Raw genomic sequence first — 26,938 nt, forward strand, 5'->3', positions numbered from 1 at the left:
CGCGCCAGAGGGGAGAGGTCGGGGGCACTGCCTAAACTGGGCTGCATGCGCATCCACATCGCGACTGACCACGCCGGCCTCGAGTTCAGCGAAGACCTCCAGCAGCACCTGCGCGCCGCGGGCCACGAGGTCGTCGACCACGGGCCCACCAGCTACGACCCGCTGGACGACTACCCGAGCTTCTGCATCAACGCCGCGCTCGCCGTCGTGAAGGACCAGGCCGCGGGCGTCGAGTGCCTGGGCATCGTGTTCGGCGGCTCCGGCAACGGCGAGCAGATCGCGGCGAACAAGGTGGCCGGGGCTCGCGCGGCGCTCGTCTGGAACGAGTCGACTGCCCTCCTCGCGCGGCAGCACAACGACGCGAACCTCATCTCGATCGGGGCACGCCAGCACACGGTCGAGGAGGCCAAGCACTTCATCGACACCTTCATCAACGAGCCGTTCTCGGGGGAGGAGCGGCACGCCCGCCGCATCGCCCAGCTCGCCGAGTACGAGGCGACCGGGCTCATCGCCGGGCACACGATCGATGCCTGAGGGCCACTCCGTCCACCGCATCGCGCGCCAGTTCGCGCTGCACTTCGTCGGGCGCGAGGTCGCGGCAACCTCGCCCCAGGGGCGGTTCGCGGCCGGCGCCGCCCGCATCGACGGCCGCACCATGACGCGGGCGATCGCCGTCGGCAAGCAGATGTTCCTCGAGTTCGACAACGGCCTGTGGCTGCGCGTGCACCTCGGCATCTACGGCGCCTGGGACTTCGCGGGTGATGTCACCGCCGACGCGACGATGGCGTCCTCGGCGGGCCGCATGGGCCAGACCGGCCAGAAGGGCACGGTCGTGGGGGCCTTCGAAGACTCCCTGAGCTCGATCGGCGCGCCGCGGCGGACGAGGCTCCGGATGGCCGAGCAGGAGGTCGAGGGCACGATCGAGTCGTTCCCGCCGCCGCCCGTCGGCGCCGTCCGGGTCCGCCTGCTCACGGATGCGACGTGCGCCGACCTGCGCGGGCCTACCGCGTGCGAGGTCCTCCTCCCCGAGGAGGTGCAGGCCGCGATCGACAAGCTCGGGCCCGACCCGCTGCTCGACAGCGGGAAGGCCGCGGAGGACCGCTTCACCGCCACCGTGCTGAAGAAGCCCACGCCGATCTGCCTGCTGCTCATGGACCAGTCGGTGGTCGCCGGCATCGGCAACGTGTACCGCGCCGAGCTGCTGTTCCGCGCTCGCCTGAACCCGCACATCCCCGGGCGCGACCTGCCGGAGGCGACCGTGCGCGCGCTCTGGAAGGACTGGGCGAAGCTCCTGAAGATCGGTGTCGAGACCGGCCAGATGATGACGATGGACGGCCTCAGCAAGGAGGCGTACGACGGCGCGATGGCGAGCCGCGCCGACCGTCACTGGGTCTACCACCGCACCGGTGAGCCGTGCCGCGTGTGCGGTACCCCGATCGTCATGGAGGAGATCGGCGGGCGCAAGCTCTACTGGTGCCCGGTGGACCAGGCATGAGGAGCACCCCGCACTTCCTGTTGACCGATCCGGCCGAGGTCAAGCGGCTCATCCGCGAGAACCCGTGGGCGACGATCGTGTCGAACACCTCGACCGGCCTGGTGGCCTCGCACTACCCGGTCATCCTCGAAGAGACCGCCGACGACACCATCAGCATCGTGAGCCACGTCGGCCGCCCCGACGAGAAGCTCCACGAGCTCGGGGAGCACGAGGTGATGGTCATCATCGCGGGGCCGCACGGCTACATCTCGCCCGGCTGGTACCACGACGAGAAGTCCGGGTTCGTGCCCACCTGGAACCACGTCACCGCCCACTTGTACGGCGTACCGCAGCTTCTGTCTGAGGCAGAGAACTTCGAGGTGCTCGACACGCTGGTGGACCATTTCGAGAACCGGATGCCCGAGCCGATCTCGCTCGACATCGACGAGCAGGCCGCCCGCCGCATCGCCCTCGGCACCGTGGGACTTCGGCTCGTCGTCACCCGCTTCGACGCCCGCGCCAAGCTCAGCCAGAACAAGCCGCCCGAGGTGGTGGGCCGCATCATCGACGAGCTGCAGGCCGGCGAGTTCTACTCCAACCCCGAGCTGGCGCGGGAGATGCGGCGGGTGCACGGCGATGATCCTCAGTAACCTCCGCCTGGGCGGCCGACCGGTCGACCTCCGCGTGGAGGACGGCCTCATCGCGGAGATCGGCCCGTCCCTGGGCACCGGCGACGACTTCGCCGGTCGCTGGGTGTCGCCCGGCCTCTGGGACCACCACGTGCACTTCACCCAGTGGACCCTCACCTCCCGCCGCGTCGACCTCTCGTCGGCCGGGTCGGCCCTCGAGGCCGCCGCGATCATCGGCGCGGCCGTCGACGGCGGGCCGGTGGTCGGCGCCAATTTCCGGGACAGCCTGTGGCCGGATGCCCCATCCCTCGCCGCGCTGGACGCCACCACGGGCGGCGTTCCGGCGGTGCTCGTGAGCGCCGACCTGCACTCCGTGTGGCTGAACACGGCGGCCCTGGCGCTCTACGGGCATGCGGGGCATCCCACCGGCCTGCTCACCGAGGACGACGCGTTCGGGGTGCACCAGCGCCTCGACACCGTCGCGGACGAGATCGTGGACGGCTGGGCGCGCACCGCGGCATCGGCAGCCGCGGCCCGCGGGGTGGTCGGCATCGTCGACTTCGAGATGGCGTGGAACCTCGAGCACTGGCAGCGGCGCGTGGCGGCCGGCCACGACGCCCTCCGGGTGGAGTTCGGCATCTACACGCAGGACCTCGAGCGAGCGATCGCTGAGGGGCTGCACACCGGCCAGCGCGTGGACGACCTGCTCACGGTGGGCCGGTACAAGGTGCTGACCGACGGCTCGCTCAACACCCGCACGGCGTACACCTGGGGCGAGTACGAGGACGGCACGCACGGCCAGCTCACGGTGCCGCCCGAGGCCCTGGTCCCTCTGCTGCGCCGCGCGGTCGAGGCGGGCATCGTGCCGGCCGTGCACGCGATCGGCGACCACGCCAACACCCTGGCGCTCGATGCGTTCGAAGCGCTCGGCGCCCGCGGCAGCATCGAGCACGCCCAGCTGCTGGCGGAGAGCGACTACCCGCGCTTCGCCGCGCTGGGCGTCGAGGCCAGCGTTCAGCCGGAGCACGCGATGGACGACCGCGATGTCGCCGACCGACTCTGGCCGGAGCGCACCGGGCGGCTCTATGCGTTCCGCAGCCTGCTGGACGCGGGGGCGACCCTGCTGCTCGGCTCGGACGCGCCGGTCTCGCCACTCGACCCGTGGGTGCAGATCGCGGCGGCGGTCACCCGCGAGCGCGACGGCCGGCCGGCCTGGCACCCCGAGCAGCGCATCACCGCCGCCGAGGCCCTGGCCGCGTCATCCCGCAGCTCTGTCGAGGTGGGCCAGCCCGCAGACCTGGTGATCACGGACCACGACCCGCTGACGGCTGACGGCGACACCCTCCGGGCGATGCCCGTGGCCGCGACCCTGCTCGCGGGCCGCCTCACCCACGACGCGCGCTAGGGCCGCGCGGCGAGGTGTGCGGAGGCACCGGCGCGCCGGCGAGTCTGCACAAAACGCTCCCGGCGGCGCGTGCGCGAGCAACTTCTGACGACTCGTGCTGGGCGCGCCGCAGGTGCACTCGAGTGAGAGCGCTACTTCGTCGCGACGTGCGCGAAGAGGAACCAGCGGTCCTTCTCGAGCGCGCGGGCGATCTCGATCGCGACGTCCTGGCTCACCGGGTCGAGCTCGGCGAGCTCGGTCACGGCGGTGCGGACGGTCACGAGGGTCGCGTCGATCGCCGCGATGACCTCGGCGATGACGGCGTCGGACTGCTGGAAGCCGGCGGTCATGGTCGGGGTGCTGGCCTTGGAGCCCACGGTCTGGATGCGCGCGTCGATCGGCAGGCCGAGGGCGACGACGCGCTCCGCGGCGGTGTCCGCGTACTCGCGGGCGTGGTCGACGATCACGTCGAGGAGCTCGTGCACGGCCTGGAAGTTGGCGCCGCGCACGTGCCAGTGCGCCTGCTTGCCGTCGACCGAGAGGGCGGTGAGGTCGGTGACGACCGGGCCGAGGAACTGGGCGACGCCGGAGGTGACGTCGGGGTCTGCTGAGGTCTGGGGAACTGCCTTGATTTCGGTCATGATGTGACTCCTTCGCTGTTCTGATGTCAACGTTATCCACGCCCCCGCATTCCGCAAGGAAGCGAAGGCAACGCTAACCGGCCGTGTCGGAGGTGGGGTTAGCCCCCTCAGCGTTCCGGTTGGCTGCCGGATGGGGCAGCGGGTCGGCGATCGCGAGGCTGTAGCTATGCCCCAAGATTTGACTATGACCGCTGACCGACCGACCCTCACGAAGCGCGGGGGATACGGCGGCCTCTGGCGCTCGCTGCCCCGCGAGTTGCTCTTCCTCTTCCTGGCCTTCCCGATCGCCCTCGTCGGGTTCGGACTCACGGTCGGCCTGTTCTCCGCCGGTGTCGGCACGATCGTGACCTTCTTCATCGGCGTGATCCTGATCATCGGCTGCCTCTACATCGCCCGCGGCTTCGGCACGGTCGAGCTCGCCCTCCTCGACGCGGCAGGCCGGCCCCCTATCGAACGACCCGAGTGGCAGGATGCCCGTGCCCGCACCGGCTTCTTCGGCTGGGTGCGCGCGGTGCTGGGCAACGGCCACTACTGGCTCTACCTCCTGCACGTCATGGTCATCGACTTCATCGTCACGCTCGTGACGTGGACTCTCTCGGTCGTCTGGGTCTCGATCGCGCTCGGCGGCGTCTCGTACTGGTTCTGGAACATGTTCGTCCCCTCGGACGACCACGGCTTCTACCCGGTCGTCTGGCTCTTCGACCGCATCGGACTGCCGGTGGACGGCCTCGACCCCGTCCTGACGGAGAACCTCTCGTACTTCGTGCTCGGTGCGATCTTCCTGGCGACTCTGCCGCTGGTGACCCGCGGCCTCGTCAGCGTCCACTGGTTCATTGCCCGGGGAGTGCTCGGCGCGTGGAAGTCGGACGCGCTTCAGCGCCAGGTCACGACGCTCAACGAGTCACGCGGAGCTGCCCAGAGCGCCGAGGGCCACTCGCTCCGTCGGCTGGAGCGAGACATCCACGACGGCCCGCAGCAGCGGCTCGTGCGGCTGCAGATGGACCTCGCCGCAGCCGAGCGCCAGCTCGACGGCGACCCGGAGAAGGCCCGCGGTCTCATCGCGGAGGCGATGCAGCAGTCCCGCGACGCGCTCGAGGAGCTGCGGGCGCTCTCGCGCGGCTTCGCACCGCCGATCCTGCTCGACCGCGGCCTGGTCGCCGCGCTGGAGTCGGCCGCGGTGCGCAGCGCCGTGCCCACCCGCATCGTCGACGACCTGCCGGCGGGCACGGCCCTCCCGCAGGAGATCGAGCGCAACGCCTACTTCATCGCCTCGGAGGCGCTCGTGAACGCCGGGAAGCACTCGGGTGCGGGCGACGTGGAGATCCGTGTCGCCCTGCGCCGACTGCCCGAGCCGGATGAGACCTGGCTCGACATCATCGTCACCGACGACGGGCACGGCGGCGCGACGGTGGTCGCCGGCCACGGCATCGCGGGCCTCGAGGAGCGCCTGCGCGGCCTCGGCGGCACCCTCGAGGTGCAGAGCCCGGAGGGCGGCCCGACTATCGTGTCCGCGCACCTGCCGGTGACCCTGGCCGCCCCGAGCTCAGCGGGGTCCTAGTCTGGATCACGTGACAGGTCTCCGCGTTGTCGTTGCCGACGACTCAGTGCTCCTGCGTGAGGGCCTCGTCCGTGTTCTCGAGGAGGCCGGCGTCGAGGTGCTCGCGTCCTACGGCGACGCGGACGCCCTCCTCGCGGAGCTCGTGGAGAAGCAGCCGCAGCTCGTGGTGCTGGACGTGCGGATGCCGCCCACGTTCCGCGACGAGGGTGTGCGCGCCGCGATCCGGGCCCGCGAGCTGCTGCCCGGGGTGGGGATCCTGCTCCTCTCGCAGTACGTCGAGGTCGCCTACGCCCAGGAGCTGCTCTCGTCGGGCAGCGGGGGCATCGGCTATCTGCTCAAGGACCGCGTCGCATCCCTCGCCCAGCTCCAGGACGCCGTGGAGCGCATCGCCACCGGCGGAACGGTGCTCGACCCGGAGGTCGTGGCGCAGCTGATCGGGCGGCGGCACGACCCGCTGGCGACCCTCACTCCGCGCGAGCACGAGGTGATGGCGCTCATGGCGGAGGGGCGCACGAATGCCGCGATCGGCGCCGCCCTCGTGATCGGCGTAGGCGCCGTGGAGAAGAACGTGACGTCGATCTTCCAGAAGCTCGGCCTGGACGACTCCGGCAGCGACCACCGCCGCGTGCTCGCGGTGCTGGCCTGGCTCCAGCGCTAGGCGGCGCTCGGGTCGCTGCGGTGCCGCTCACCGCAGCGCGGCGATCCTTCCTCCGACGCTCTTCAGGTCGCGCACACGCCGCTCGAACGTGACGGCGACGAAGATGATCAGCGCGCCGCCGACCACCGCCCACACCCACCACTCGGTGAGCTGGTAGACGGCCACGAGCTGGGGCGAGAACGTGCGGATCGCGTGCACGAGCACGATGACCGAGCCGATGAGCAGGGGCGCCTGCAGCTTGCGCAGGGCGCCGAGCAGGATCGCCGCGACGCAGGCAGTGCCGAGGCCGACGAGCCGCCAGACCGGCTGGTCGACGAAGGTAGCGAGTAGCGACGGCACGAGGAGCACGAGCAGCCCGGGCGCGAGCCACGGCCAGCTCCCGGCATCCGGGTAGCGGTCGAGGATGACGGCGCCGACGACCAGTAGCGCGAGGGCGATGATCACGGTGGCCCACTCGAACGGATCGATGGCGCCCACCACCGAGCCCGCGAAGCCTGTCACCGCGGCGAGCCCGAGCGCGATCCACGCCACGACCCGCGTGAAGGGCGGGCGCTCGATCAGCATGCCCGCGACGTGCACCGCCGCCAGCACCGCCACGATCACGAGGGCCCGCGCCGTGCCGTGGGGGCTGTCGCGGAGCACCGGCACCTCGATGAGCACGGCGAGGGCGAGTGCTGCCGCGACGACACACTGTGCGACAACGGACCGCACGGCACCGCCCAGCCGGGCCTGGCCCACCGCGGCGATCAGGAGCACGGCGACGGATGCCGCGAGCCAGCTGTCGAGCGCGGGGTCATCCGCTGCTCCGCCGACGGCGAGCGCGACGGGCCGCGCGAAGCCCGCGACGACCACGCCCACGGCTCCGGCCGCCGCCGCGACGTCGAGGTAGGCGGATCCGCGCAGGTAGGTGCCGAGGAGCAGGAGAACGGCCGACACCGCCGCGACGATGATCGTCCGCTCGAGGGGGCCGGTCCCCGAGACCGCGCCGAGCGGCACGATCGAGACGAGCAGGGCGCCGAGCGCGATGAACGCCGGTGCCCGGCTCGTGCGGTGCGCGCGCCAGACGCCGAGCGCGACGAGCAGCAGCGCGCCCGTGAGGGGCAGGACGTACGGCTCGAGGTCGCGGACCTCGTGGTCGGCCAGCGACCGTGCCAGCCCCGCGAAGGCCAGGGCCAGCGCCAGCCAGCCGAGGTGCTTGCGCGCCGACGCGGAGGCGAACAGTCCGTCGCGGGAGGCCGCGAGGAGCAGAGCGACGGCGCCCGCGACGACCAGGATGAGCCAGGCGGAGTCTGCGCGGTTCGCCACGGCGGCGATCACGGCCGAGACCGCCACCAGGGCGGCTCCGCCGTCCCGGGCCCAGCGGGGTCCGGGTGCGGCGACAGAGATGCCGGCGACCACGACCGCGGCAGCGATCGGCGCGAGGGAGGCGGCGAACGGGGGCACGACGGCGAGGCGGGCTACCGAGTCGAGCAGCCAGGCCGCCACGGGCGCGAGCGCGAGAGACATGACGAACTTCTCGGCTACGAAGACCGGTCCGCGGCGCAGCACCCAGAGCAGCAGTGCTCCCGCGAAGAGAGCCCCGAGCACGACGCTCGTGGCGAACTCGGGCAGCACGAGGCGGTCGGTGAAGGTGAGCTCTCCGAGGGTCCAGCTGAGCGCGGCCCCCGCGAGGGAGGTGACGAGGCCGAGCCAGGCCAGAACGCGGGTCTCGGCGGAGGACAGCACGCCGCTGAGCAGTGCGGCGAGCGCGACAAGCAGGATCGCGAGGAAGAGCACGGCGTGCAGCGAGTCCACTCCGGCGAAGTCGCCGCCCTGGAAGCGCTCGTTGGTGTGCCACGCCTCGGAGCCGATTGCGACGAGGGCGAGCACTCCGGCGACGGCGAGCAGCGCCGCGCGCACCGGCACGAGGCCGGTGGCGGCTCTGGCGAGGACGACCAGGAGGACGGCGCCGACCGATCCGTACCACCACGTGTCGATGCTGGCCCACGAGCTCGAGTACGACAGGGCGAGCGAGACCAGGCCGGTCGCGATGAGGGCGGCCCGGATGCCCGTGCCCCACTCGCGACGGCGGGCGACGACGAGCAGCGCGACGGCAGCGGCGGCCATCACGAGCCACCCCAGCACGGCGAGCCACAGCTGGCCGGTCAGAGGCACGGCGAGCACGACGATCGCCAGCGCGGCGGAGACCAGGACGGGGCGGCGTGGGCGCAGCGCTCCCGCGATCGCCCACGCCGCCGCTGCGAGCACGGTGACGACCGCGAGGGCGCCGACGGCGGGTGCGTCCTCGGCCCGCACGGCCAGAGGGAGGCCGCCGGGCGACGACCACCGGGACGTTCCGGCGGCGGCGATGACGAGCGCCCGCACGAGGAGGCTGCCAGCGACGGCGAGCAGGGCGATCCCGGCGACGCCGGCCGCCGACCACGCCGCTGCAGTCGCGACGGGCGAGGAGGTGCGGCGGGCCACGAGCTCGAGGACGAGCGCCACGACGGCCGCCGCGACGAGCGGGGCGCTGACGGTGAAGGCGGGATCGCCCGCGCGGGCGGCGACGGCGGCGACGGCGGACGCCGCCGCCACAGCCCCGAGGGAGGCGAACCCGATCGCGAAGGCGCGGCCGGTGCCCAGTCGGAGCAGCAGCGCCACGTGGGCGCCGGCGACGAGGGCCACGAGCGCGAGGCAGACGAGGGGCGCCCAGTCGTACGACTCCTGGAGGAAGACGGCGAGCACACCCGCCACCACGAGGCCGATCGCGCCGAGGATCAGGGAGATCGTCCGCTCGACGGCCTTGCCCCGCGCGAGCGGGTGGGCAAGGGCGCCGGCGGCAAGGGCGAGCATCGCCGCGAAGACGCGCACGTCGTCGTCGAGTGCGTTCGTCAGGCCGCCCACGAGGAGGGCGAGCGCCGGCGCGAAGGAGAGGAAGGCCACCACGCTCGGCAGCCGGAGCCCCGACAGGCGGTGCCAGACCTCCAGGCCGACAGCCGCCACGAGCAGCGCGACGCCCCAGTAGATCAGCGCGTCCGACCGGGAGGTGTCGAACAGGTCGTTCGCCCGGATCGCGAAGGCGTCGAGGTAGACGAAGACGACGGCGAGGGCGGCGATCGCCTCGGCCGTCGCGCGGAGCCGCCTCCGGTGCAGCAGCGAGGCGGCAACGAAGGAGGCGACCGTCACGGCGGCGATGATGACGGAGCGCCAGACCAGACCGAACGTGATGAACGCGTAGACGAGGAAGAAGATCGCGCCGACCGCGAGCAGGGAGACGCCGACGATGAGCAGGATCACCTGTACGCCAAGGTGGCGGCGGGGCTCGGCGGGTGCGGGTGCGGGTGCTGGCGCGGGTGCTGGCGCAGCTGCAGCTGGAGCAGCGGGAGGGGGAGCGGCGACCGTGGTGGGCGCCGCGGCGGCGGCGGGGGTGACCGCTGCGGCGGTGACCGTGCTCTCGTAGCGGATGCGGCCGATCAGCTCGAGCCTGCGGTCGAGTGCTGCCGTGGCATCCCGAGTCGCCTCATCGAGCTCGGCGATCGCCGGGTTCGCGAGGTCTAGGCCGCAGCGCGGGCACCTGCCCGTCGCGCGCGGCTCGAAGCAGGCTGGGCACACCGCGGCCGTGAGGTCGGCGGGGCGCTGCGGGAACTGTACGAAGCCCACGTAGGGCAGGTAGGTGTCCATCGCCGCTCAGGCTAGCGGCATCGCACTCCGGCGCACGAGAGGTGCGCCTGAAGATGTGAGGAGAAGTCGTTAGGAGGCGGCCTGTGAGAAGTAGCCGACGCCGGCCTGGACCTCGGGACGGCGGTACTCCAGGCGGTCGGTCCAGGCGGAGCCGTCCCACCAGCGGAGCATGGCGGTGCCGGCGGGGTCCGGGTACCAGCCGAAGGGGGCGATTTCGGGCGCAGCGGAAGTGTTCTCAGACATTCGGGTGTCCTATGTGATGCCTCGTCGCCAGGCAATTTCGGGTTGCGACGGCATGGTTCACCGCGGGGAACCGATTCGGGTGCGGTGTCCCCATAGTAGGGGACTCGGCGCGCCGTTTCGCTACCCCAAGATGGGGGCCAGGGATGCTTCGCTAGGATGATCCCGTGAAGATCATCGGCTTCGTCGTCTCGCTCGTCCTCTTCGTGCTCGGTTTCTACATCATGGGCAACGCGTTCTACGTCGAGGGAGCCGAGTTCCCGGTCTTCATCGGCGGCATCCTGGTGAGCTCGTTCGGGCTGTTCATCCCGATCCACATCCTCAAGCGCATCGACGGATAGCGAGCCGTGGCGAGCCTGCTGAGCCGGCTCGCGCCGCTCGTCATCACCCTCCGGGGCTCCAAGCGGATGTTCTCCTCCGCCACGCGGACCCTCGAGCGGGTGGCCCGCCTCCAGCGCAAGCCCGCCTCTTTCGAGCCGCCGGCCTCCCTCTCCGCGTCCCGTCGCGACGTCGAGGGCTGGCCCGTCTACGAGGTCGGCTCCGGCGAGCGCCACGTCGTGTACCTGCACGGCGGCTGCTACGTGTTCGAGATCGACCCCGTGCACTGGACCCTCATCGGCAAGCTCGCTGCCGAGGCCGGCGTGCGCGTCACGGTGCCGATCATGCCCCTGGCCCCGGCCGGCACGGCGAGCGTGGTCGTCGCGCGGGTCGCCGCGCTCGTCGCGTCCCTCGTCGCGACGGCGGGCGCGTCGAACGTGAGCATCGTGGGCGATTCTTCGGGCGGCGGGATGGCACTGGCCGTCGCCATGGCCCTGCGTGACCTCGAGGTGCCGCCACTGCGCGCGACTGTCCTGATCTCGCCGTGGCTGGACGTGAGCGGCACCGACCCGCGCCTCGCCGAGATCGCGCCGCGCGACCCGTGGCTCGCGGTCCCGGGGACCCACGCTGCCGGCGCCCTGTACCGTGCAGAGCTCGGAGAGGGCGACTGGCGGGTGTCGCCGATCCACGGCTCGCTCGAGGGGCTCGGCCCGATCACGATGTTCAGCGGCACGCGCGACATCCTCAACGCCGACGCCCACCGCTTCCTGCCGCTCGCGGCCGACGCGGGCCTCCCTGTGGACTTCCACGAGGGGGAGGGGATGATCCACAACTACCCGATCCTGCCGATGCCCGAGGGGGATGCGGCGCGAGCGGTGATCGTCGCGGCCGTGCGCTGACTGGCTGCCGGAGGGCTGACCGGCGGAGCGCGGGGCCCTCTAAGGTGTGATGTAAGACCTATTCGTAGGGTCACTCAACGAGGAGGAAGAGCATTCGCACTCGACAGCTCCAGCGCGGGCAGCAGCTCACCGAGGTCGGCTTCGGGGCCGCCCAGTTCGGCAACCTGAACCGCGAGACTACCGACGAGGCGTCGGCCGATGCCGTCCGCGCGGCGTGGGCGCGGGGCATCCGGTACTTCGACACCGCCCCGCACTACGGGATCGGCCTCTCGGAGCGCAGGCTCGGCGCCGCGCTGCGCGAGTTCCCGCGTGACGAGTACGTCATCTCCACCAAGGTGGGCCGTGCTCTCGTGCCGACGCCCGAGCGGGCGGGGGAGCAGGACGACCACGGGTTCGTGACGCCCGCCGTGTACCGGCGGGAGTGGGACTTCAGCCGCGCCGGCATCCTGCGCTCGGTCGAGGAGAGCCTCGAGCGGCTCGGGCTCGACCGCCTCGACATCGCCTACCTGCACGACCCCGACTCGCACTGGGCCGAGGCCTCGACGTCCGGCGTCGCCGCGCTCGTCGAGCTGCGCGACCAGGGTGTCGTCGGTGCGATCGGCGCGGGGATGAACCAGTCGGCGATGCTCGCCGACTTCGTGCGCGAGTGCGACGTGGACGTCGTCATGCTCGCCAACCGCTACACGCTCATCGACCAGTCCGCGGCGCAGGACCTGCTGCCGATCGCCCTCGAGCGCGGTGTCGGCGTCGTGGCTGCGGCCGTCTACAACTCGGGCCTCCTCAGTCGCGCGGTGGTGTCCGACGACGCGCACTTCGACTACGTCCAGGCTCCGCAGGCGGTGATCGACCGCGCCCGGGCCATTGCCGCCGTGTGCGCCCGTCACGGGGTGACCCTTCCCGACGCGGCCGTGCAGTTCCCCCTGCGGCACCCCGCCGTCGTCTCGGTCGTCGTCGGCACCCGCACGGCGGAGCAGGTCGAGAGCAGCCTCGACCGGTACGGGGCCGAGATCCCCGAGGAGCTCTGGGCAGAGCTCTCGGAAACGGGGCTCGTGCCGTGATCATCGACGCGCACCAGCACGTCTGGGACCTCGACCGCGCCGCCTACGACTGGATGGACGCCGGCCTCGGGAGCATCCACCGCACCGTCAGATTCGAGGAGCTCGCGCCCACCCTCGATCGGCTCGGGATCGGCGGCACCGTCCTCGTGCAGTCGGCGGACAACGCCGCCGACACCGACCTCATGCTCGAGGTCGCGTCGCGGGAGCCCACGGTGAGGGCGGTGGTCGCGTGGGCGCCGCTGGACGATCCGGATGCCCTCCCGCCGCGCCTCGACTCGCTCCGCGCCCGTCCGGTGGTGACCGGGGTGCGCGTGCTCGTCCACGAGCGCGCACCGCGCTGGCTCGAGTCGCCCACGGCCGACCGGGGACTGGGGCTGCTCGCCGAGTCCGGCCTGTCGCTCGACTTCCCGACCGCGGGGTTCGCCGCGCTCGCCGAGCTGCCGGGCATCGGCTCGAGGCATCCCGATCTCAGGATCGTCGTCGACCACCTCGGCAAGCCGCCGATCGGAGGGGACCCGGACGAGCGAGCCCGCTGGCGCGCACTGCTCGCGGATGCTGCGGCGAACCCGCTCACGCACGCCAAGCTCTCCGGGCTGTACTCGAGCGTGGGCGCGCTGGACTCCTGGACCGTTGACGCCGTGCGGCCGTTCGTGCACGACGCGCTCGAGCTCTTCGGTGCCGAGCGCCTCATGTACGGCGGCGACTGGCCGATCTCGGTGCTCGCCGGCGGATACGAGCGCACCTGGGAGGCGGTCACCACCCTGCTCGGCGAGCTGAGCGAGGCCGAGCGGGGTGCGATCCTCGGCGAGACAGCCGCCGCTTTCTACAGTGAGGGCTTCAATTGCTAATAGGTCACATGTATGATCTAATTGCCACGGCCGCCGAATTGGCGGTGCAGTCGTCAACGAAGTCGACCAGTAAAGGACGCGATATGTCAGCACAGCATCGCCGCTTCTCCGTCACCCGCACCTCTCGTGCCCTTGCTCTCACCGCCGCAGCCGCGTCCTTCGCGCTGCTCGCGGGCTGCTCGGCCACCGGTGGCGGCGACGTGAACAGCGATTACGGATTCGCCACTGCCGAGCAGGTAGCGGACAGCCCCATCACGATCTGGGTGGACGCCTCGCGCGAGCCGCTCGCGAACGCCTTCAAGGACGCGAACCCGGACATCACGGTGAACATCGAGACCTACGACGGCGGTGCCGGCGGCAGCGGCACCTTCCAGACCAAGGTCGCGCTCTTCGACCAGTCCGGTGAGGGCTGGCCCGACGTGGTGTTCTCGACGCAGCAGAACGATGCCGCGTGGGCCGCCAAGGAGACCAACGGCGTGCAGGCGTACGCCGCACCGCTCAACAAGGGCCTCCTCTCGAAGGACTTCCTCGACGGCTTCACCACCGGCGCACTCGACCCGGTCACCGTCGACGGCACCGTCTACGGCCTGCGCAACGACCTCGCGCCCGTGGTGTTCTGGTACGACCAGGGCCTGTTCGACCAGTTCGGCTACGACATCCCCACCACGTGGGAGGAGTACCAGGACCTGAGCGACAAGCTCGCGGCCGAGCACCCCGGATACATCCTCGGCTCGATCGGCGACTCGTTCGTCGGCCCGTACGTCTACTACTGGGGCGCACAGGCTCCGATCTTCCAGGTCAAGGGCGACACGTTCACCTCTGACTTCTCGGACGAGCACGCCACCCGCATGACCGACGTCCTCGATCACATGATCGCGAACGGCACGCTCGTGCAGGACAGCGTCTTCAGCGCGGACTTCGTCTCGAAGTACTCGGGCAAGATCCTCGGCATCCCCGGCCCGGCCTGGTACTCGGGTGCCCTGTTCCAGAACCCCGACAGCCTGAACGCCGCACCCGGCGAGATCGGTGCTGCGGCGCCGCTCTACTGGAACGGCGAGGACAAGGTCACCGGCAACGTCGGTGGAGGCGTCTGGTACGCGTCGAGCCACACCAAGAACCTCGACGCGGTCGCCAAGTTCATGGAGTACGCGATCAGCTCCGACGACGCGGTCTCGCTCAACTCGGGCCTGCCCGCCTACGCGGCGGCCTCCGACAAGTGGCTCGCCAACCAGGCCTCCAGCGGGTTCTTCGCCGGGGACTTCGAGAAGAACGTGACACTCGCCGCCAACAGCGTGTGGAGCGGCTGGGGCTTCCCCAGCTTCAGCCCGGAGACCGCCTACTCGAGCGTGATCGTGCCCGGCCTCGCGGCGGGCAAGAGCATCGCGGACCTCGTCCCCGACTGGGAGACTGAGATCAAGAACGAGGCTCAGGTCCAGGGCTACACCGTCAAGTAAGGACGAAGCTCATTTCCACCAGCACCATCGCGGCCCCCGCCGCCGGCTCTGAGAAGAGCCGGCGGCGGGGCACCGCCCCCCGTCGTCGCCCCGACCGCAGCCAGGCGGTCATGGGGTACGCGTTCTCCAGCGGCTACGGCATCCTCCTCCTCGCCTTCGGCGTGTTCCCCACGCTCTACGCGATCTTCCTGGCCTTCACCAAGAACGGCGCGTTCGTCGGCTTCGACAACTTCGCCAAGGTCTTCGGCGACTACCGCTTCTTCCCGGCCGTGCAGCACGTCGCGGTCTACCTCGTGGTGTGGCTCGTCAGCCTCATCCTGCTCGTCGTACTGCTCGCCCTCATCGTGCACGCCGTGCGCTCCCGCTGGCTCTCCACGAGCGTCCGCTTCCTGTACTACATCCCCGGCGCCCTCGCCGGCGCCTCGAGTGTGATGCTCTGGCTCTTCGTGCTCGACCCGTCGGTGAGCCCCGTCTCCGCGGTGCTGCGGGCCATGGGCCTCACGAGCTTCGTGCAGACCGTCTCCATCGACAACCTGCCCGTCATCTTCACCGTCATCGCGTTCTGGACTGGCGCGGGTGGCTGGATCGTGATCATGTACGGCGCGCTGAACAACATCAGCACCGACGTGATGGAGGCCGCGCGCATCGACGGCGCGGGCGCCGTGAAGACGGCCTGGCACATCCAGATCCCGATGCTGCGCAAGTGGATCTCGTACATGGGCGTCATGTCGCTCGCCGCCGGCACCCAGCTCTTCGTCGAGCCGCGCGTGCTCTCGCAGGCGAGCAAGGGCGTCGTTCCGCCCGACTACTCGCTCAACCAGCTCGCCTACCTGTTCGCGTTCCGCCAGAACGACTTCAACGGATCGGCTGCCATCTCGCTCATCCTGCTCGTGGTCGCCGTAGGCCTCGCCGCGTTCTTCGTCTTCCGAGGGGGACTCTTTGACCGCGAATAGCATCGCCTCCGACCGCACGGGCTTCGCGCCGGGCCGTTGGCTCGGCCGCGCGGTGGCCTTCGTCGTCGCCGGGTTCTTCGTCGTGTTCTTCGCCCTCCCCATGGTGTGGCTGCTGTTCGCGCCGACCAAGACGGCGCGGCAGCTGCTTCTCGACAACCCCTTCACCGTCGGCACCTTCCAGACGCTCGCCGACAACTGGGTCCAGCTGACCCAGTTCCAGGGCGGCATCATCTGGACCTGGCTCGGCAACTCGGTGCTCTACTCGGGCGTCGCGCTCGTCATCACGCTCCTCGTGACCATCCCGGCGGGCTATGCGCTCGCGCTCACCGACTTCAAGCTGCGCCGCACCCTGCTCGTCACGACGCTCATCGTGATGCTCATCCCGAACACGGCGCTCGTGCTGCCGATGTTCCTCGAGCTGAGCGCCGTGAGGCTCATCGGGTCGCCGCTCGCGGTCATCCTGCCGTTCTCGTTCTTCCCGTTCGGCGTGTACCTGACCTACATCTACTTCTCGACGAGCATTTCGCGCGACCTGCTGAATGCCGCGCGCATCGACGGCTCCGGGGAGCTGCGGGTGTTCGCGCAGATCGCGATGCCGCTGGCGACGCCGGTGATCGCGCTGGTGGGCTTCTTCAACCTGGTGGGCAACTGGAACAACTACTTCCTGCCCTTCGTGATGGTCCCGGGCCGGAAGTCTCCCGTCCAGGTCGGCCTCGCCGAGCTCCTGTCGAACGTGCCCCTGTTCAACCCGACCTCGGCGGGCTCGGTCACGATCGACCTGCCGGTGCTGGCGCTCGCGACCCTCGTCTCGGTCGCGCCGGTGCTGATCATCTTCCTGTTCTCGCAGCGCTTCCTGGTGACGGGGATGACCGCCGGCGGTACCAAGGAATGACCCGCCGGTTCGGGATGGCCGCGCGCCTCGTCCCCGAGAAGCGCGAGGAGTACCTCGCCCTGCACCGGGCGGTGTGGCCGGGCGTCGAGGCGACGATCACCGAGTGCGGCATCCGGAACTTCACGATCTACGTCCTGGGCGACGTGATCTTCGGCTACTTCGAGTACGTCGGCGAGGACTACGAGGCCGACCAGCGGAAGATGGCGGCAGACCCCGTGACACAGGAGTGGTGGTCGCGCACCGGTCCGTGCCAGCTGCCGTTCACCGAGGGGTCGGACGCGCCGAACTGGGAGATGCTCGACGAGGCCTGGCACCTCGACTGAGGCGGGTTGACGGTCCTCAGGCCTTCTTGTGGGTGGGGAGGCGCCGGCGCTGCCACGCGTCGGTGATGTGCTTGCGCATCGCCTCCTCGGCACCCGCTGCGTCGCCGCGCTCGATGGCCTTGAGGACTGCCTCGTGCTCGTCGAGGGTGAGGCGGAAGGCCTCCTCCGTCGGCGTGCCCGAGAAGCGGGTGCTCTCGCGGGCGCGCTGGAACAGGATCTTCGTGATGTTCTCCGCAAGGCGGTTGCCCGAGAGCGTCATCACGAGGAAGTGGAAGTCGACGTCGGCCTGGCTGAACTCGTCGCCGTCGGCGATCGTCTCGCGCATGTGCTCGAACGCGTGCCGCAGCTGCTCGAGGTCGGACTCGCTCCGGGATGCCGCGGTCTGGGCGCTCATCGAGCCCTCGAGTGCTCCGCGGACGATGGCCAGCTCGTCGAGCACGCCCACCGAGTCGTCGTTCTCGACGAGGGCGGAGAGCACCACCGGGTCGAGGATGTTCCACGAGGTCGAGGGCTGCACCTGCGTGCCGCGGCCCTGGACCACGGTGACGAGCCCCTTCTCCTCGATGCGCTTGACCGATTCGCGGATCACGGTGCGGCTCACTCCGAAGTGCAGGCTGAGCGGCCCCTCCGGGGGCAGCGACTCACCGGGGGCGACCTCGCCCGTGACGATCGCGCTCACGAGGTCCTGGACGACCGCGACACCGAGCCTGGCCGCAGGGATCCGGGCGTCGGCCGCGCCGAGGTACGACCGTCCGGTTGCCGGTTCCGTGCGCGCCTCGCTCATGGGGCCAGTGTAGCGAGCGTGAGCACCCCGTCCACGCGGCGCGGGACGCCGGAGAACGTGTCGCGCAGCTCGACCGGCAGCAGGGCCTCCGGGGCGTCCTGCCAGGCGAGGGGGCGCAGGAAGCGGCGGATCGCGGTGACGCCCACCGAGGTGTGCGCGGTGTTGGTCGCGGGCCACGGGCCCCCGTGGTGCTGGCCCCAGGAGACGCGGACGCCGGTGGGATAGCCGTCGAACACTATGCGGCCCGAGGCCTCCTGCAGCTCCTCGACGAGCGGAGCGATCGACTCCTGCTCCGAGGCCTCCGAGTGCAGGGTGGCGGTAAGGGAGTCGGGCACAGCGCGCAGGGCGGAGCGCACCTCGTCGAGGCTGCCGTAGCGGGCGATCACGATGAGCGGCCCGAAGGCCTCCTCCGTGACCGCCTCGGTCACGTCGGCGGCGTCGACCTCGAGGATGCCCGGGCTCAGGGTAAACCCGTCGGCACCCGCGTGCGGCTCCACGAGCACCCGCGCCCGCCCTTCGGCGACCAGCCGTCCGCGGATCTCCCCGAACGCGCGGAGGATGCGCTCGTTGAGCAGGGGCTGCGGCGCGGCGGCGGTCGCGCGCTCGACCAGGTCGGCGACGAGGGCGTCGGCGCCGGAGGGGAGGAACGCGATCCCGGGCTTCGTGCACAGCTGGCCGGCGGACGCGGTGAAGGAGGTGAACAGGCCCTCCGCGATGGCGGCGGCGCGGGCATCCACGGCGCCGGCCGTCACGATGAGGGGATTGAGGCTGCTGAGCTCGCCGTAGAACGGCACGGGCCGCTCGCGCCGCTCGATGATGTCGAGCAGGATGCGGCCGGTGGCGAGCGAGCCGGTGAAGCCGACGGCGGCGATCCGCGGGTCGGCGACGAGGGTCGCCCCGCCCGCCTGCCCGTACACGATGCCCAGGGTGCCGGCGGGGGCGCCGTAGGCCAGCGCGGCGTCGTTCATCGCGTCGAACGCGAGGCGCGAGGTGAGGGGGTGCGAGCCGTGCGCCTTGACGACGACGGGGTTGCCCGCCGCGAGGGCGGAGGCGGTGTCGCCGCCGGGCACGGAGAACGCGAACGGGAAGTTGCTGGAGCCGAACACGGCGACGGGGCCGATCGGGACGAGCATCCGGCGCACATCGGGCCCCGGGCCCATGGGGGTCTTGCCCGCGTGGTCGATGACCGCCTCGAGGTAGCCGCCCTCGACGACCGCCTCGGCGAACAGCCGCAGCTGGAACACGGTGCGGGTGAGCTCGCCGCCGAGCCGCGGCTCCGGCAGCCCGGTCTCGCTCTGCGCGGTCGCCACCAAGTCGGCGCGCCGGGCCTCCAGGCTGTCAGCGAGGGCGCGCAGCAGGCCCGCCCGCCACTCGCGGGGGTGGCGCCGCAGCTCGGCGAACGCCTCGGCCGCGGCCGTCGCGATCGCGGCGACCTCGGCGTCGCCCGTCGCCGGGATTCCCGTGTCGGTGGTGGCCGCTGAGCGCGGGTCGGTCGTGGTGATGGTCGTCATGACTGTGCCTTCGTGAGCAGGCCGCGCTGGGCCAGGTTGGACATGAGCGCGCCGATCCCGTAGGTCCACGGCGGCGCCTCCTCGGCGGTGCGCACGCGGTTGACGAGCGAGCCGAGCGCGGGGGAGGAGATGCGCACGACGTCGTCGCGGTGGTGCGTGAAGCCGTGGCCAGCCTCGCCGCGGTCGTCGGTGGGGGCGAACATCGTGCCCAGGTACAGCACGAGGCCGTCCGGGTACTGGTGCTTGTCGCCGAGGGACTGGCCGGCGAGGTCGGCGGGGTCGCGGCTGATCTGCTCCATGTGCGAGCTCGCGTCCATGACGAAGCCGTCCTCGCCCTCGACGTGCAGGGTGACCGTCTCGTGGCGCAGCGCCTCCAGGTCGAAGTGCGCGTCGAAGAGCCGGATCAGCGGGCCGACCGAGGCCGAGGCGTTGTTGTCCTTCGCCTGCCCCAGCAGCAGGGCCGACCGCCCCTCGATGTCACGGAGGTTGACGTCGTTGCCGAGCGTGGCACCGACGATGCGCCCGTCGGACGCGATCACGAGCACCACTTCGGGCTCGGGGTTGTTCCAGTGCGAGTCGGAGCGGATCCCGACATCCACCCCGGTGCCGACCGTCGCGAGCACCGGCGCCTTCGTGAACACCTCGGCGTCGGGCCCGATGCCCACCTCGAGGTACTGGCTCCACAGCCCCTCGGCCACGAGGTGCTCCTTGAGCCGCATCGCCTCGGGCGACCCGGGCACGAGGTCGGCGAGGTCGGTGCCGAGCGAGGCGAGGATCCCCGCCCGGATCGACTCGGCGGCCTCCACCGCCCCGCGGGCCTTCTCCTCGATGATGCGCTCGAGCATCGACACGGGGAACGTGACGCCCGCCGCCTTCACCACGTGCAGGTCGATCGGGGAGAGCAGCCAGGGCCTCGCGGCATCCCGCGTCTCGTCCGGCGTGTTGGCGAGCACGTCGTCGAGCCGGCCGAGCTCGGGGCCGTGCAGGGCCGAGACGTCCCGCCCGGACTCGGTCAGCTCGCTCATGGTCGCGACGTGGGCGCTCAGGTCGATGACGGCCCCGTCGCGCACGGCGACGACGCTCGGGCCGCCGACGGCCGGATCCCACACGCGTCCCACGAGGGTCGCGCGCGCGGCGTCGTCGGGCAGGAGGAGGGCGGTGCCGCCGGTCCAGTCGGTCATGGTGCTCCTAGCTCGGGGTTCAACGGCGGTGGAAGATGCCGGGACGCTTCTCGGCGAAGGCGCGGCGGCCCTCAGCGGCATCCTCCGTCGCGAAGGTGATGCCCTGCAACTCGCGCTCGTAGGCGATCGCCTGGTCGAGGGGCAGGTTGGCGGCGGCGGTGAGGTTCGCCTTCGCGGTCTCGGCGGCGATCGGCGGACGGGACGCGATAGTCGCGGCGAGCTCCCGCGCGCGGGGGAGCAGGTCCGCCGGCTCGAGGAGCTCGCTCACGAGGCCCCACGCGAGGGCGCGCTGCGCGTCGATCGCGTCGCCGGTCATGGTCATGAGCGCCGCGTTGCTGGCGCCGACCGAGTTGGCGAGGAGCGCGGACATCCCGCCGCCGCCGATCCAGCCGAGCTTGATCTCCGGCGCCGCGAAGGTCGCGGTGGTCGACGCGATCCGGATGTCGCAGGTGAGCGCCGTCTCCAGCCCGCCGCCGAAGGCGTACCCGTTGACGGCGGCGATCACCGGCTTGCGCAGCTCACGGAGGGCGTCGCAGTAGTCGCGGCGGTTGCGGAAGTCCCAGGGGGTGGCGTACGAGTCGAGGGTGCGGATGTCGGAGCCGGCGCAGAACGCGCGCTCGCCCGCCCCGGTGAGCACGACGACGCGCACCCCGTCGGCCCCATTGGCCCACGCGGCGAGCCGTTCGAGCGCGGCGGACATCTCCGGCGTCACGGCGTTGAGCTTGGCGGGCCGGTTGAGTGTGACGAGGGCGACACCGTCGGCGACCTCGAGCAGCACCTCCTCGGGCAGGTCGTCGAGCCCCTGGTCGAATGCGGTCATGCGAGTGCCTTTCGGTAGGCGGCGTCGAGCGCGTCGAGCGCGCCCTCGGGGTCGGACTCGAGCCCGCCGCGGATGATGGCCGACCCCTCCGACTGGAACGGGACGTACCCGGGGAACCGCGGGCGCACCCACGACTGCTCGACGGTCTCGAGCGTGGGCCCGTAGAACGGGCCGGTCCACGCCGTGCGCGCGCTCGGCTGGCCGGCGTGCTGGGGGATGAACCCCTCCTGCGCCTCCGCGGAGAGCAGCCAGCGCAGGTGGTCGAGCAGCGCGGGGGTGGGCTCGGTGCGCCGCGTGATCGCGATGCCCGTGCCGCCGATGGTGGAGCCGATGCGGCCGCCCGCGGTCGGCGGCGCCGCGAACGTGACCGTGGGGGAGTAGGTCACGTAGCCGTACACGAGCGGGACGTACCCGAGGTCGTCGCGCGCGGCCAGGTGCTCGAGCATCCCGATCGGGTTGAGGCCCAGCACGCCCGCGGGGGCGGAGTCGGCGAGGGAGCGCAGGATGTCGAGGGCGTCGCGCGCGACCGGCCGGGAGAGCAGGCTCTCGGGATGCCCGGCTGGCTCCTCGCCGAGCGACACCGCGATCGAGCACAGGGTGAGGAAGGCGTGCGGGCCCGCGATGCTCGGCGCCACGAGGCCGGACTCCGCGAGCGCGAGCGCGGCATCCCAGCTGGCGGGCGCGTCGGGCACGAGGTCGGCGCGGCGCGCGGAGACCTGCGTCGCGGCATCCAGGGGGAGCGCCCACTGCCGGCCGTCGACCGTGTACGACGCGGTGCTCGGGCCGACGGCCTCCGACGCCCACGCGCCGAGCTCGTGCGCGGTGAACAGCTCGTCGAGCGGCCGGATGCTGCTGCTCGCGAGCGCGTCGCCCAGGTGCGGGTGGTCGAGCACGATGAGGTCGTAGCGCCGGGCGAGCTCCTCGATCGGGCTGGACTCGAAGCCCTCGAGGGAGTGCACCTCCCACCGCAGGCTGTCGCCGCCCGTGACGCGCCCCGCGGCGGCCTCGAGGGCGTCGCGGCCGCGCGGGTGGTCCCAGGTCAGTCCGACGAAGTCCGTCATGATCCGGCGACGGCTCCCGAGCTGAACAGGGCGTCGGCGCGGTCGCCGTCGATGCCGAGCTCGGCCAGGACCTCGCGGCTGTGCTCGCCCGTGAGCGGCGCGCCACGGTCGATGCGGGCGGGGGTCTTGGAGAAGACGTACGGGAACCCGGGCGTCTTGATGTGGCCCTCGGTGGGGTGGTCGTACTCGACGAAGGTGCCGTTGTGCGCGATCTGCGGGTCGTCCACGAGATCCTGGTAGCTGTACACCGGCCCGGCCCAGATGCCGGCGGCGAGCAGCTCCTCGAGCCACACCGCCGTCGTGCGGGTGAGGAGCCGCGCGGCGGTCTTCGCGTAGAGCTCGTCGCGGTGCGTCCAGCCCTCGACCTCGGGCACCATGCCCGCGAAGCTCGGCTCGTCGATGATGCGGCCGAGCGTCTCGAGGTCGGCGAACCCGAGGGCGAGGTATCCGTCGCTCGTCGCGAACACGCCGTAGGGGGCGCGGATGTAGACGTGCGCGTTCGGCTCCGTGCCCCGCTCCTGCGGCACCTTGCCGATGGTGAAGACGGAGAGCTCCTGCATCTGGAGCGTGGTGAGGGCGTCGAGCATGTTGACGGTCACGAGCTGGCCCTCGCCCGTGCGCTCCCGGTGCAGGAGGGCGGCGAGCACTGCCTCGAACGCGGTCGAGGCGGTCACCGCATCCGCGAGGTACTGGCCCGCCGGCGTCGGCGGCTCGCCCCGGCGGCCCGCGGAGAGCATCGCGCCCGACATCGCCTGCAGCAGCAGGTCCTGCCCCGGCCGGTCCTTGTAGGGGCCGGTCTCGCCGTAGCCCGAGATCGAGACGTAGACGAGCTTCGGGTTGATCGCGCTGAGTGTCGCGTAGTCGAGGCCGAGGCGCGCGGCGACGCCGGGGCGGTAGTTCTGGAGGAATACATCGGCGGATGCCACGAGCTCGCGGATCACCTCGGCACCGCCCTCCGACTTCAGGTCGACCGCGAGGGAGCGCTTGTTGCGGTTGAGCGAGAGGAACGAGACGTTGATCTTGTTCCCGAGCGCGCCGCCGGCCGCGGCGAACCGCTGCCACTCGCCGGCCGTCGGCTCCACCTTGATCACGTCGGCGCCGAGGTCGCCGAGGCGCTGAGCCGCGAACGGCCCCGCCATCGCGATCGAGCAGTCGACGACGCGGTAGCCCGTGAGGACTCCTGGGGTGTCAGGCATGGACGGCGGTCTCTTTCCCCTCGGCGGCGGAGGACTTGAGCAGCGCCTCGATCAGTTCGACCGATCGCGCTGCCACCTCCACCGTGCTGTTGTTCTCGGTGCTGGCGCCCGTGATGAGCTCGATGAAGCGCACGGGCGGCACGAGGCACTCGTACTCGCCCTCCCCGGGCGCGATGGCGATGTCCTCGCGGGTTCCGTCGTAGCGGCTGAGCGTGACTCGCTCGCGCTCGACGTCGAGCATGAGCACGCCCTCCGACCCGAAGACGCGGAGGTCGACCTGGTACTTGTCGCCGTCCGCGAGCGTCGCCGCGCCCGAGAGGCTGCCCAGGGCGCCGCCGTCGAACCGCACCACCGCGGCGTCGAACAGGTCGACCGGCGATCCCGCGTTCGCGACGCGCCCCGCGACGGTGGCGGCGCGCAGGCCGGTGAGCCAGAAGAAGAGGGCCGAGGAGTGGGTGACCTGCCCGTGGGCGTAGCCACCGCCGTGGCGGGGATCAGACCAGGTGCTCTCGCCCGGCTTCGTGTCGGAGCCCCAGCGCTCGAGCATGTGCTTGGGGTCGCCGCCGAACAGCCCGCGCGTGGGGGAGGCCATGTGCACGAGCGCGTACTGGATGTCGCCCACACCGGCGATGAGCCGCTTCGCCTCGACCGTGAACGGCTTGTAGTTCCAGCCGTACGGGACCAGGAAGTGCGTGCCGGCCTTCTCCACCTTCTCGACGAGGCTCCAGGCCTGGTCGGCGCGGAGAGTCATGGGCTTCTCGCAGAGCACGTGCAGGCCTCGGTCGAGGGCCGCGGAGGCGATGTCGTAGTGCAGGTCGTGCGGCGTGCTCACCACCACGGCGTCGATGCCGGAGTCGAGCAGCTCGTCGACGCTCTCGGTCGCCATCCCGAAGCCGAACTTGTCGCGCACGGCGCCGAGGTCCGGCCCGAGGCCGCACACGCCCACCAGCTCGACGTCCTCGCGGTCGGCCAGAAGGGGGAAGTGGTTGCTCGTCGCCCACCATCCGGCACCCACGGCCCCGACGCGCACGCGGCTCACGCGCCGCTCCAGGCGCGGAGGCCGTCGCGCTCGCCGACCACGACGGCGCCGCGCGCGACCATGCGCTCGAGGTTGCCCGTGACGGGGAAGATCAGGTACTCGGCGGCGTGCTCGTTCCACTCGCCGACGCGCGGCGCGATCGCCCGGACGATCTCGAGCGTGGTCAGCGGGGTGCGACCGAGAGTGCCGGCGATCGCGGCATCCAGCCGCCCGGTGTAGTCGGCGGAGAGCGCGAGGAACTCCTCGACTCCGTCCCCCTCGTAGACCGGGTAGTGCGCCGTGAGCAGCAGGTCGGCGTCGAGCGCGCGGAACGCCTCGATACTCGCCAGGTACGGTTCGGTGTCGCGGTAGGTCGGCGGGAACGCCGGCTCGCCCGTGGCGGTCGGCACGGTGTCGCCGAGCGTGGCGTCGGCGATCACGAGGGCTGAGTTCGCCTCGTCCCACAGGGCGAGGTGCCCGTCGCTGTGGCCGGGGGTGTGCAGGACCCGGATGACGCGGTCGCCGAGGTCGAACGCCTCCCCGCCGTCGAGCGCCCGGGCCACGGGGGCGACGGCCGCCGCCTCCCGGATGTACGCCGTCGTCTCGGGCGGATCGTCGAATCCGTCCGTCTCGCGGAACTCGCCGTAGCGCTCCGCGATCAGCACCTCGAGGTCCTCCGCGAGCGGGACGTCGAGCCTGCCCGCCATGAGCTCGACGTGCGGCGCGGCGGCGAGCAGTGCTGCATTGCCGCCGGTGTGGTCGAAGTCGCAGTGCGAGCTGATCGCCCAGCGCAGGCGCGCGAGGTCGTAGCCGATCGACTCGAGGTAGGGCAGTAGCGTGCCGGTCACGCTCTCGGCGATGCCGGTGTCGAACAGCAGTCCGCCCCCCGGCCCGTCGAGCAGGTACATCGCGATGAAGCGCTCGCCGAGGGGTGCCTCGATGCGGTGCAGGCCGGGGCGGAGCTCCATCAGTTGTCGCTCACCAGTCGCAGCCCCGCTCGGGACGAGCGCACGTGGGGGCCGTCCGCCGAGAGCCAGCTCGCGCTGCGCTGGTTCTCCTCGATCGCCGCCTCGTCGAGGGTGAGGCCGTTGCCGGGCGTGTCGCCGAGCACGACGCCGCCGTCGGCGAACTCCTGGTCGATGGTGATGCCGAACGGCGCACCGAGATCCTGCACCTCCGCCGAGAGGTGGTTGGGAACGGATGCCGCGGCGTGCGCGACCGCGGGGTTCGCCGTCATCCCCACCGGGCTGACCGGCAGGTCGCGCGAGTGCGCGGCGTACGCCACCCGGAGGAAGTGGGTGATGCCCCAGACACTTCCGGCCTGCACCACGTCCACCGCCCCGTGGTCGAAGAGGGGGGAGAACTGCTCGAGGCCGGTGAGGTTCTCGCCCGTGGCGACGGCCGCCTTGATGGAGTTGCTCAGTCGGGCGTGGCCCGCGGCATCCCACCGGCGAAGCGGCTCTTCGATCCAGGTGAGGTCGAGCTTCTCCTCGATCGCGGTGATGTAGCGGACTGCCTGCTTGAGGTTCCACGACTCGTTCGCGTCGAGCATGAGGGCGGGGCGCTCGGCGTTGCGGGCGAGGGCATCGCCCATGATGCCGAGGCGGCGGATGTCGGCCTCGAGGTCGCGGCCGCCCTTCAGCTTGCCGCTCGTGAAGCCGCGGTCGGCCATCGCGGAGTACCACGTGGCGAGCTCGTCGTCGTCGAGGGCGATGTCGAGGCCGGAGGCGTAGCCGCTCACGAAGCGGTCGCGCGCGCCGAGCAGGCGCCACAGGGGCTCGCCGGCGATCTTCGCCTTGAGGTCCCACAGGGCCATGTCGAGGGTGCCGATGCCGCCGAAGGTCGCACCGGTGTGGCCGGCCTTGAACACCTGCGCGAGCATCCGGTCGTAGAGGGCTGTGACCGCGCGCGGGTCCTCGCCCTCGAGCGCGGGGAAGATGCGGTCGATGTCGTGGGTCGAACCGGTGCCCACACCGGTGATGCCCTCGTCGGTCTCGATGACGACGACGGGAACCTCGGTCACCCCCGTGGAGATGAAGCCGTTGACGTCCCCAACCGGCCGGCCCCAGTCGTGGAAGGTGCGCAGGCAGCGGTAGCCGGTGATTTTCATATCGTCCTTGATGGTGTGAAGCGCAGCTGTGCGCGGAAACAGCATACATCACATGTTAGGGCGAGGGACAGGGGAACCTTGGGTTGTCATCCGCGCGCTAACTCTGCCTCGGTGAGGTGCCGCAAACGGTCGTTCGTTGCGGCCGGGAACGACACTTTGGGGCATCTCGCGCGCGGATGTCGCCCACAGCGGTGTGCAGAGTGCGACGGGTCGTGGGGAACGGGGCTCGGCGGGCTCGGGTGTGGCTCGTGGCGCGACGGGTTGAGGC

At 71.4% G+C, this 26,938-nt stretch carries 26 protein-coding genes; 14 read left to right on the forward strand and 12 right to left on the reverse strand.

Going from position 1 to position 26,938, the window contains the following annotated elements:
* Positions 1-45 precede the first annotated feature (45 nt).
* Genes AC1RTC_RS01445 through AC1RTC_RS01460 form a run of 4 tightly spaced genes read left to right on the forward strand, consistent with a single transcriptional unit; the run spans position 46 to position 3,508 of the window.
* Positions 46-534 (forward strand): ribose-5-phosphate isomerase, encoded by a 489-nt coding sequence (locus tag AC1RTC_RS01445; RefSeq protein WP_493153674.1) that lies wholly within the window; start codon positions 46-48, stop codon positions 532-534.
* Positions 527-1,495, forward strand: coding sequence for an Fpg/Nei family DNA glycosylase (locus AC1RTC_RS01450; protein WP_493153675.1), 969 nt, complete (start codon positions 527-529; stop codon positions 1,493-1,495). Before AC1RTC_RS01445 ends, AC1RTC_RS01450 begins: the two co-directional genes overlap by 8 nt.
* Positions 1,492-2,124 (forward strand): FMN-binding negative transcriptional regulator, encoded by a 633-nt coding sequence (locus tag AC1RTC_RS01455; RefSeq protein ID WP_493153676.1) that lies wholly within the window; start codon positions 1,492-1,494, stop codon positions 2,122-2,124. The genes AC1RTC_RS01450 and AC1RTC_RS01455 overlap by 4 nt, the downstream gene beginning before the upstream one ends.
* Positions 2,111-3,508: an amidohydrolase gene (locus AC1RTC_RS01460; RefSeq protein ID WP_493153677.1), complete on the forward strand. Its 1,398-nt coding sequence runs from the start codon at positions 2,111-2,113 to the stop codon at positions 3,506-3,508. Before AC1RTC_RS01455 ends, AC1RTC_RS01460 begins: the two co-directional genes overlap by 14 nt.
* A 131-nt stretch (positions 3,509-3,639) precedes the next feature.
* Here AC1RTC_RS01460 and AC1RTC_RS01465 read toward each other — a convergent pair whose 3' ends face one another.
* Complete coding sequence (locus AC1RTC_RS01465) at positions 3,640-4,128, reverse strand: Dps family protein (protein ID WP_493153678.1); 489 nt, start codon at positions 4,126-4,128, stop codon at positions 3,640-3,642.
* A gap of 184 nt (positions 4,129-4,312) precedes the next feature.
* Between AC1RTC_RS01465 and AC1RTC_RS01470 the strand changes: the two genes are divergently transcribed.
* Positions 4,313-5,686 carry a sensor histidine kinase gene (locus AC1RTC_RS01470; RefSeq protein WP_493153679.1) on the forward strand — a complete coding sequence of 458 codons (1,374 nt, stop codon included), beginning with the start codon at positions 4,313-4,315 and terminating at the stop codon, positions 5,684-5,686.
* Between the two features lie 10 nt (positions 5,687-5,696).
* Entirely contained in the window at positions 5,697-6,344 is a 648-nt protein-coding gene (locus AC1RTC_RS01475) for a response regulator transcription factor (protein ID WP_493153680.1), read from the forward strand.
* 27 nt (positions 6,345-6,371) lie between these two features.
* On the opposite strand, the gene AC1RTC_RS01480 is transcribed toward AC1RTC_RS01475, so the two are convergent.
* A complete protein-coding gene (locus tag AC1RTC_RS01480) occupies positions 6,372-10,004 on the reverse strand; it encodes an SCO7613 C-terminal domain-containing membrane protein (protein WP_493153681.1) in 3,633 nt (1,210 codons plus the stop codon).
* 69 nt (positions 10,005-10,073) lie between these two features.
* Positions 10,074-10,247 (reverse strand): DUF2510 domain-containing protein, encoded by a 174-nt coding sequence (locus tag AC1RTC_RS01485; protein WP_493153682.1) that lies wholly within the window; start codon positions 10,245-10,247, stop codon positions 10,074-10,076.
* Between the two features lie 164 nt (positions 10,248-10,411).
* Between AC1RTC_RS01485 and AC1RTC_RS01490 the strand changes: the two genes are divergently transcribed.
* The 8 genes from AC1RTC_RS01490 to AC1RTC_RS01525 all read left to right on the forward strand — a co-directional run bounded on the left by AC1RTC_RS01490 (position 10,412) and on the right by AC1RTC_RS01525 (position 16,989).
* On the forward strand, positions 10,412-10,585 hold the full coding sequence (locus AC1RTC_RS01490; RefSeq protein WP_493153683.1) for a hypothetical protein: 174 nt from the start codon (positions 10,412-10,414) through the stop codon (positions 10,583-10,585).
* A gap of 6 nt (positions 10,586-10,591) precedes the next feature.
* The gene (locus AC1RTC_RS01495) at positions 10,592-11,461 is read left to right on the forward strand and encodes an alpha/beta hydrolase fold domain-containing protein (RefSeq protein WP_493153684.1); all 870 of its coding nucleotides are present in this window, start codon (positions 10,592-10,594) and stop codon (positions 11,459-11,461) included.
* A 92-nt stretch (positions 11,462-11,553) separates the two neighbouring features.
* Complete coding sequence (locus AC1RTC_RS01500; protein WP_493154268.1) at positions 11,554-12,519, forward strand: aldo/keto reductase; 966 nt, start codon at positions 11,554-11,556, stop codon at positions 12,517-12,519.
* Positions 12,516-13,367, forward strand: coding sequence for an amidohydrolase family protein (locus tag AC1RTC_RS01505; RefSeq protein WP_493153685.1), 852 nt, complete (start codon positions 12,516-12,518; stop codon positions 13,365-13,367). The genes AC1RTC_RS01500 and AC1RTC_RS01505 overlap by 4 nt, the downstream gene beginning before the upstream one ends.
* A gap of 83 nt (positions 13,368-13,450) precedes the next feature.
* Positions 13,451-14,821, forward strand: a complete 1,371-nt coding sequence (locus tag AC1RTC_RS01510; protein ID WP_493153686.1) for an ABC transporter substrate-binding protein — start codon at positions 13,451-13,453, stop codon at positions 14,819-14,821.
* 110 nt (positions 14,822-14,931) lie between these two features.
* Complete coding sequence (locus AC1RTC_RS01515; RefSeq protein WP_493153687.1) at positions 14,932-15,774, forward strand: carbohydrate ABC transporter permease; 843 nt, start codon at positions 14,932-14,934, stop codon at positions 15,772-15,774.
* A complete protein-coding gene (locus AC1RTC_RS01520; RefSeq protein ID WP_493153688.1) occupies positions 15,761-16,666 on the forward strand; it encodes a carbohydrate ABC transporter permease in 906 nt (301 codons plus the stop codon). The genes AC1RTC_RS01515 and AC1RTC_RS01520 overlap by 14 nt, the downstream gene beginning before the upstream one ends.
* On the forward strand, positions 16,663-16,989 hold the full coding sequence (locus AC1RTC_RS01525) for an L-rhamnose mutarotase (protein WP_493153689.1): 327 nt from the start codon (positions 16,663-16,665) through the stop codon (positions 16,987-16,989). The genes AC1RTC_RS01520 and AC1RTC_RS01525 overlap by 4 nt, the downstream gene beginning before the upstream one ends.
* Before the next feature lie 16 nt (positions 16,990-17,005).
* Here the strand turns inward: AC1RTC_RS01525 and AC1RTC_RS01530 are convergent, their stop codons facing one another.
* The 9 genes from AC1RTC_RS01530 to AC1RTC_RS01570 are packed head-to-tail and all read right to left on the reverse strand — an operon-like array spanning position 17,006 to position 26,670.
* Positions 17,006-17,773: a FadR/GntR family transcriptional regulator gene (locus AC1RTC_RS01530; RefSeq protein WP_493153690.1), complete on the reverse strand. Its 768-nt coding sequence runs from the start codon at positions 17,771-17,773 to the stop codon at positions 17,006-17,008.
* On the reverse strand, positions 17,770-19,284 hold the full coding sequence (locus tag AC1RTC_RS01535; RefSeq protein ID WP_493153691.1) for an aldehyde dehydrogenase family protein: 1,515 nt from the start codon (positions 19,282-19,284) through the stop codon (positions 17,770-17,772). The genes AC1RTC_RS01530 and AC1RTC_RS01535 overlap by 4 nt, the downstream gene beginning before the upstream one ends.
* On the reverse strand, positions 19,281-20,465 hold the full coding sequence (locus tag AC1RTC_RS01540) for a fumarylacetoacetate hydrolase family protein (RefSeq protein WP_493153692.1): 1,185 nt from the start codon (positions 20,463-20,465) through the stop codon (positions 19,281-19,283). Before AC1RTC_RS01540 ends, AC1RTC_RS01535 begins: the two co-directional genes overlap by 4 nt.
* Before the next feature lie 19 nt (positions 20,466-20,484).
* Positions 20,485-21,285 (reverse strand): enoyl-CoA hydratase/isomerase family protein, encoded by an 801-nt coding sequence (locus AC1RTC_RS01545; RefSeq protein WP_493153693.1) that lies wholly within the window; start codon positions 21,283-21,285, stop codon positions 20,485-20,487.
* The gene (locus tag AC1RTC_RS01550; RefSeq protein ID WP_493153694.1) at positions 21,282-22,346 is read right to left on the reverse strand and encodes a hypothetical protein; all 1,065 of its coding nucleotides are present in this window, start codon (positions 22,344-22,346) and stop codon (positions 21,282-21,284) included. The genes AC1RTC_RS01545 and AC1RTC_RS01550 overlap by 4 nt, the downstream gene beginning before the upstream one ends.
* Positions 22,343-23,542 carry a CaiB/BaiF CoA transferase family protein gene (locus AC1RTC_RS01555; protein WP_493153695.1) on the reverse strand — a complete coding sequence of 400 codons (1,200 nt, stop codon included), beginning with the start codon at positions 23,540-23,542 and terminating at the stop codon, positions 22,343-22,345. Before AC1RTC_RS01555 ends, AC1RTC_RS01550 begins: the two co-directional genes overlap by 4 nt.
* Positions 23,535-24,581 carry a Gfo/Idh/MocA family protein gene (locus tag AC1RTC_RS01560; RefSeq protein WP_493153696.1) on the reverse strand — a complete coding sequence of 349 codons (1,047 nt, stop codon included), beginning with the start codon at positions 24,579-24,581 and terminating at the stop codon, positions 23,535-23,537. Before AC1RTC_RS01560 ends, AC1RTC_RS01555 begins: the two co-directional genes overlap by 8 nt.
* Positions 24,578-25,528, reverse strand: a complete 951-nt coding sequence (locus AC1RTC_RS01565; RefSeq protein ID WP_493153697.1) for an MBL fold metallo-hydrolase — start codon at positions 25,526-25,528, stop codon at positions 24,578-24,580. The genes AC1RTC_RS01560 and AC1RTC_RS01565 overlap by 4 nt, the downstream gene beginning before the upstream one ends.
* Entirely contained in the window at positions 25,528-26,670 is a 1,143-nt protein-coding gene (locus tag AC1RTC_RS01570; protein ID WP_493153698.1) for a mandelate racemase/muconate lactonizing enzyme family protein, read from the reverse strand. The genes AC1RTC_RS01565 and AC1RTC_RS01570 overlap by 1 nt, the downstream gene beginning before the upstream one ends.
* Positions 26,671-26,938 lie beyond the last annotated feature (268 nt).

It is taken from the genome of Rhodoglobus sp. GW821-FHT12B09 (assembly GCF_058809925.1).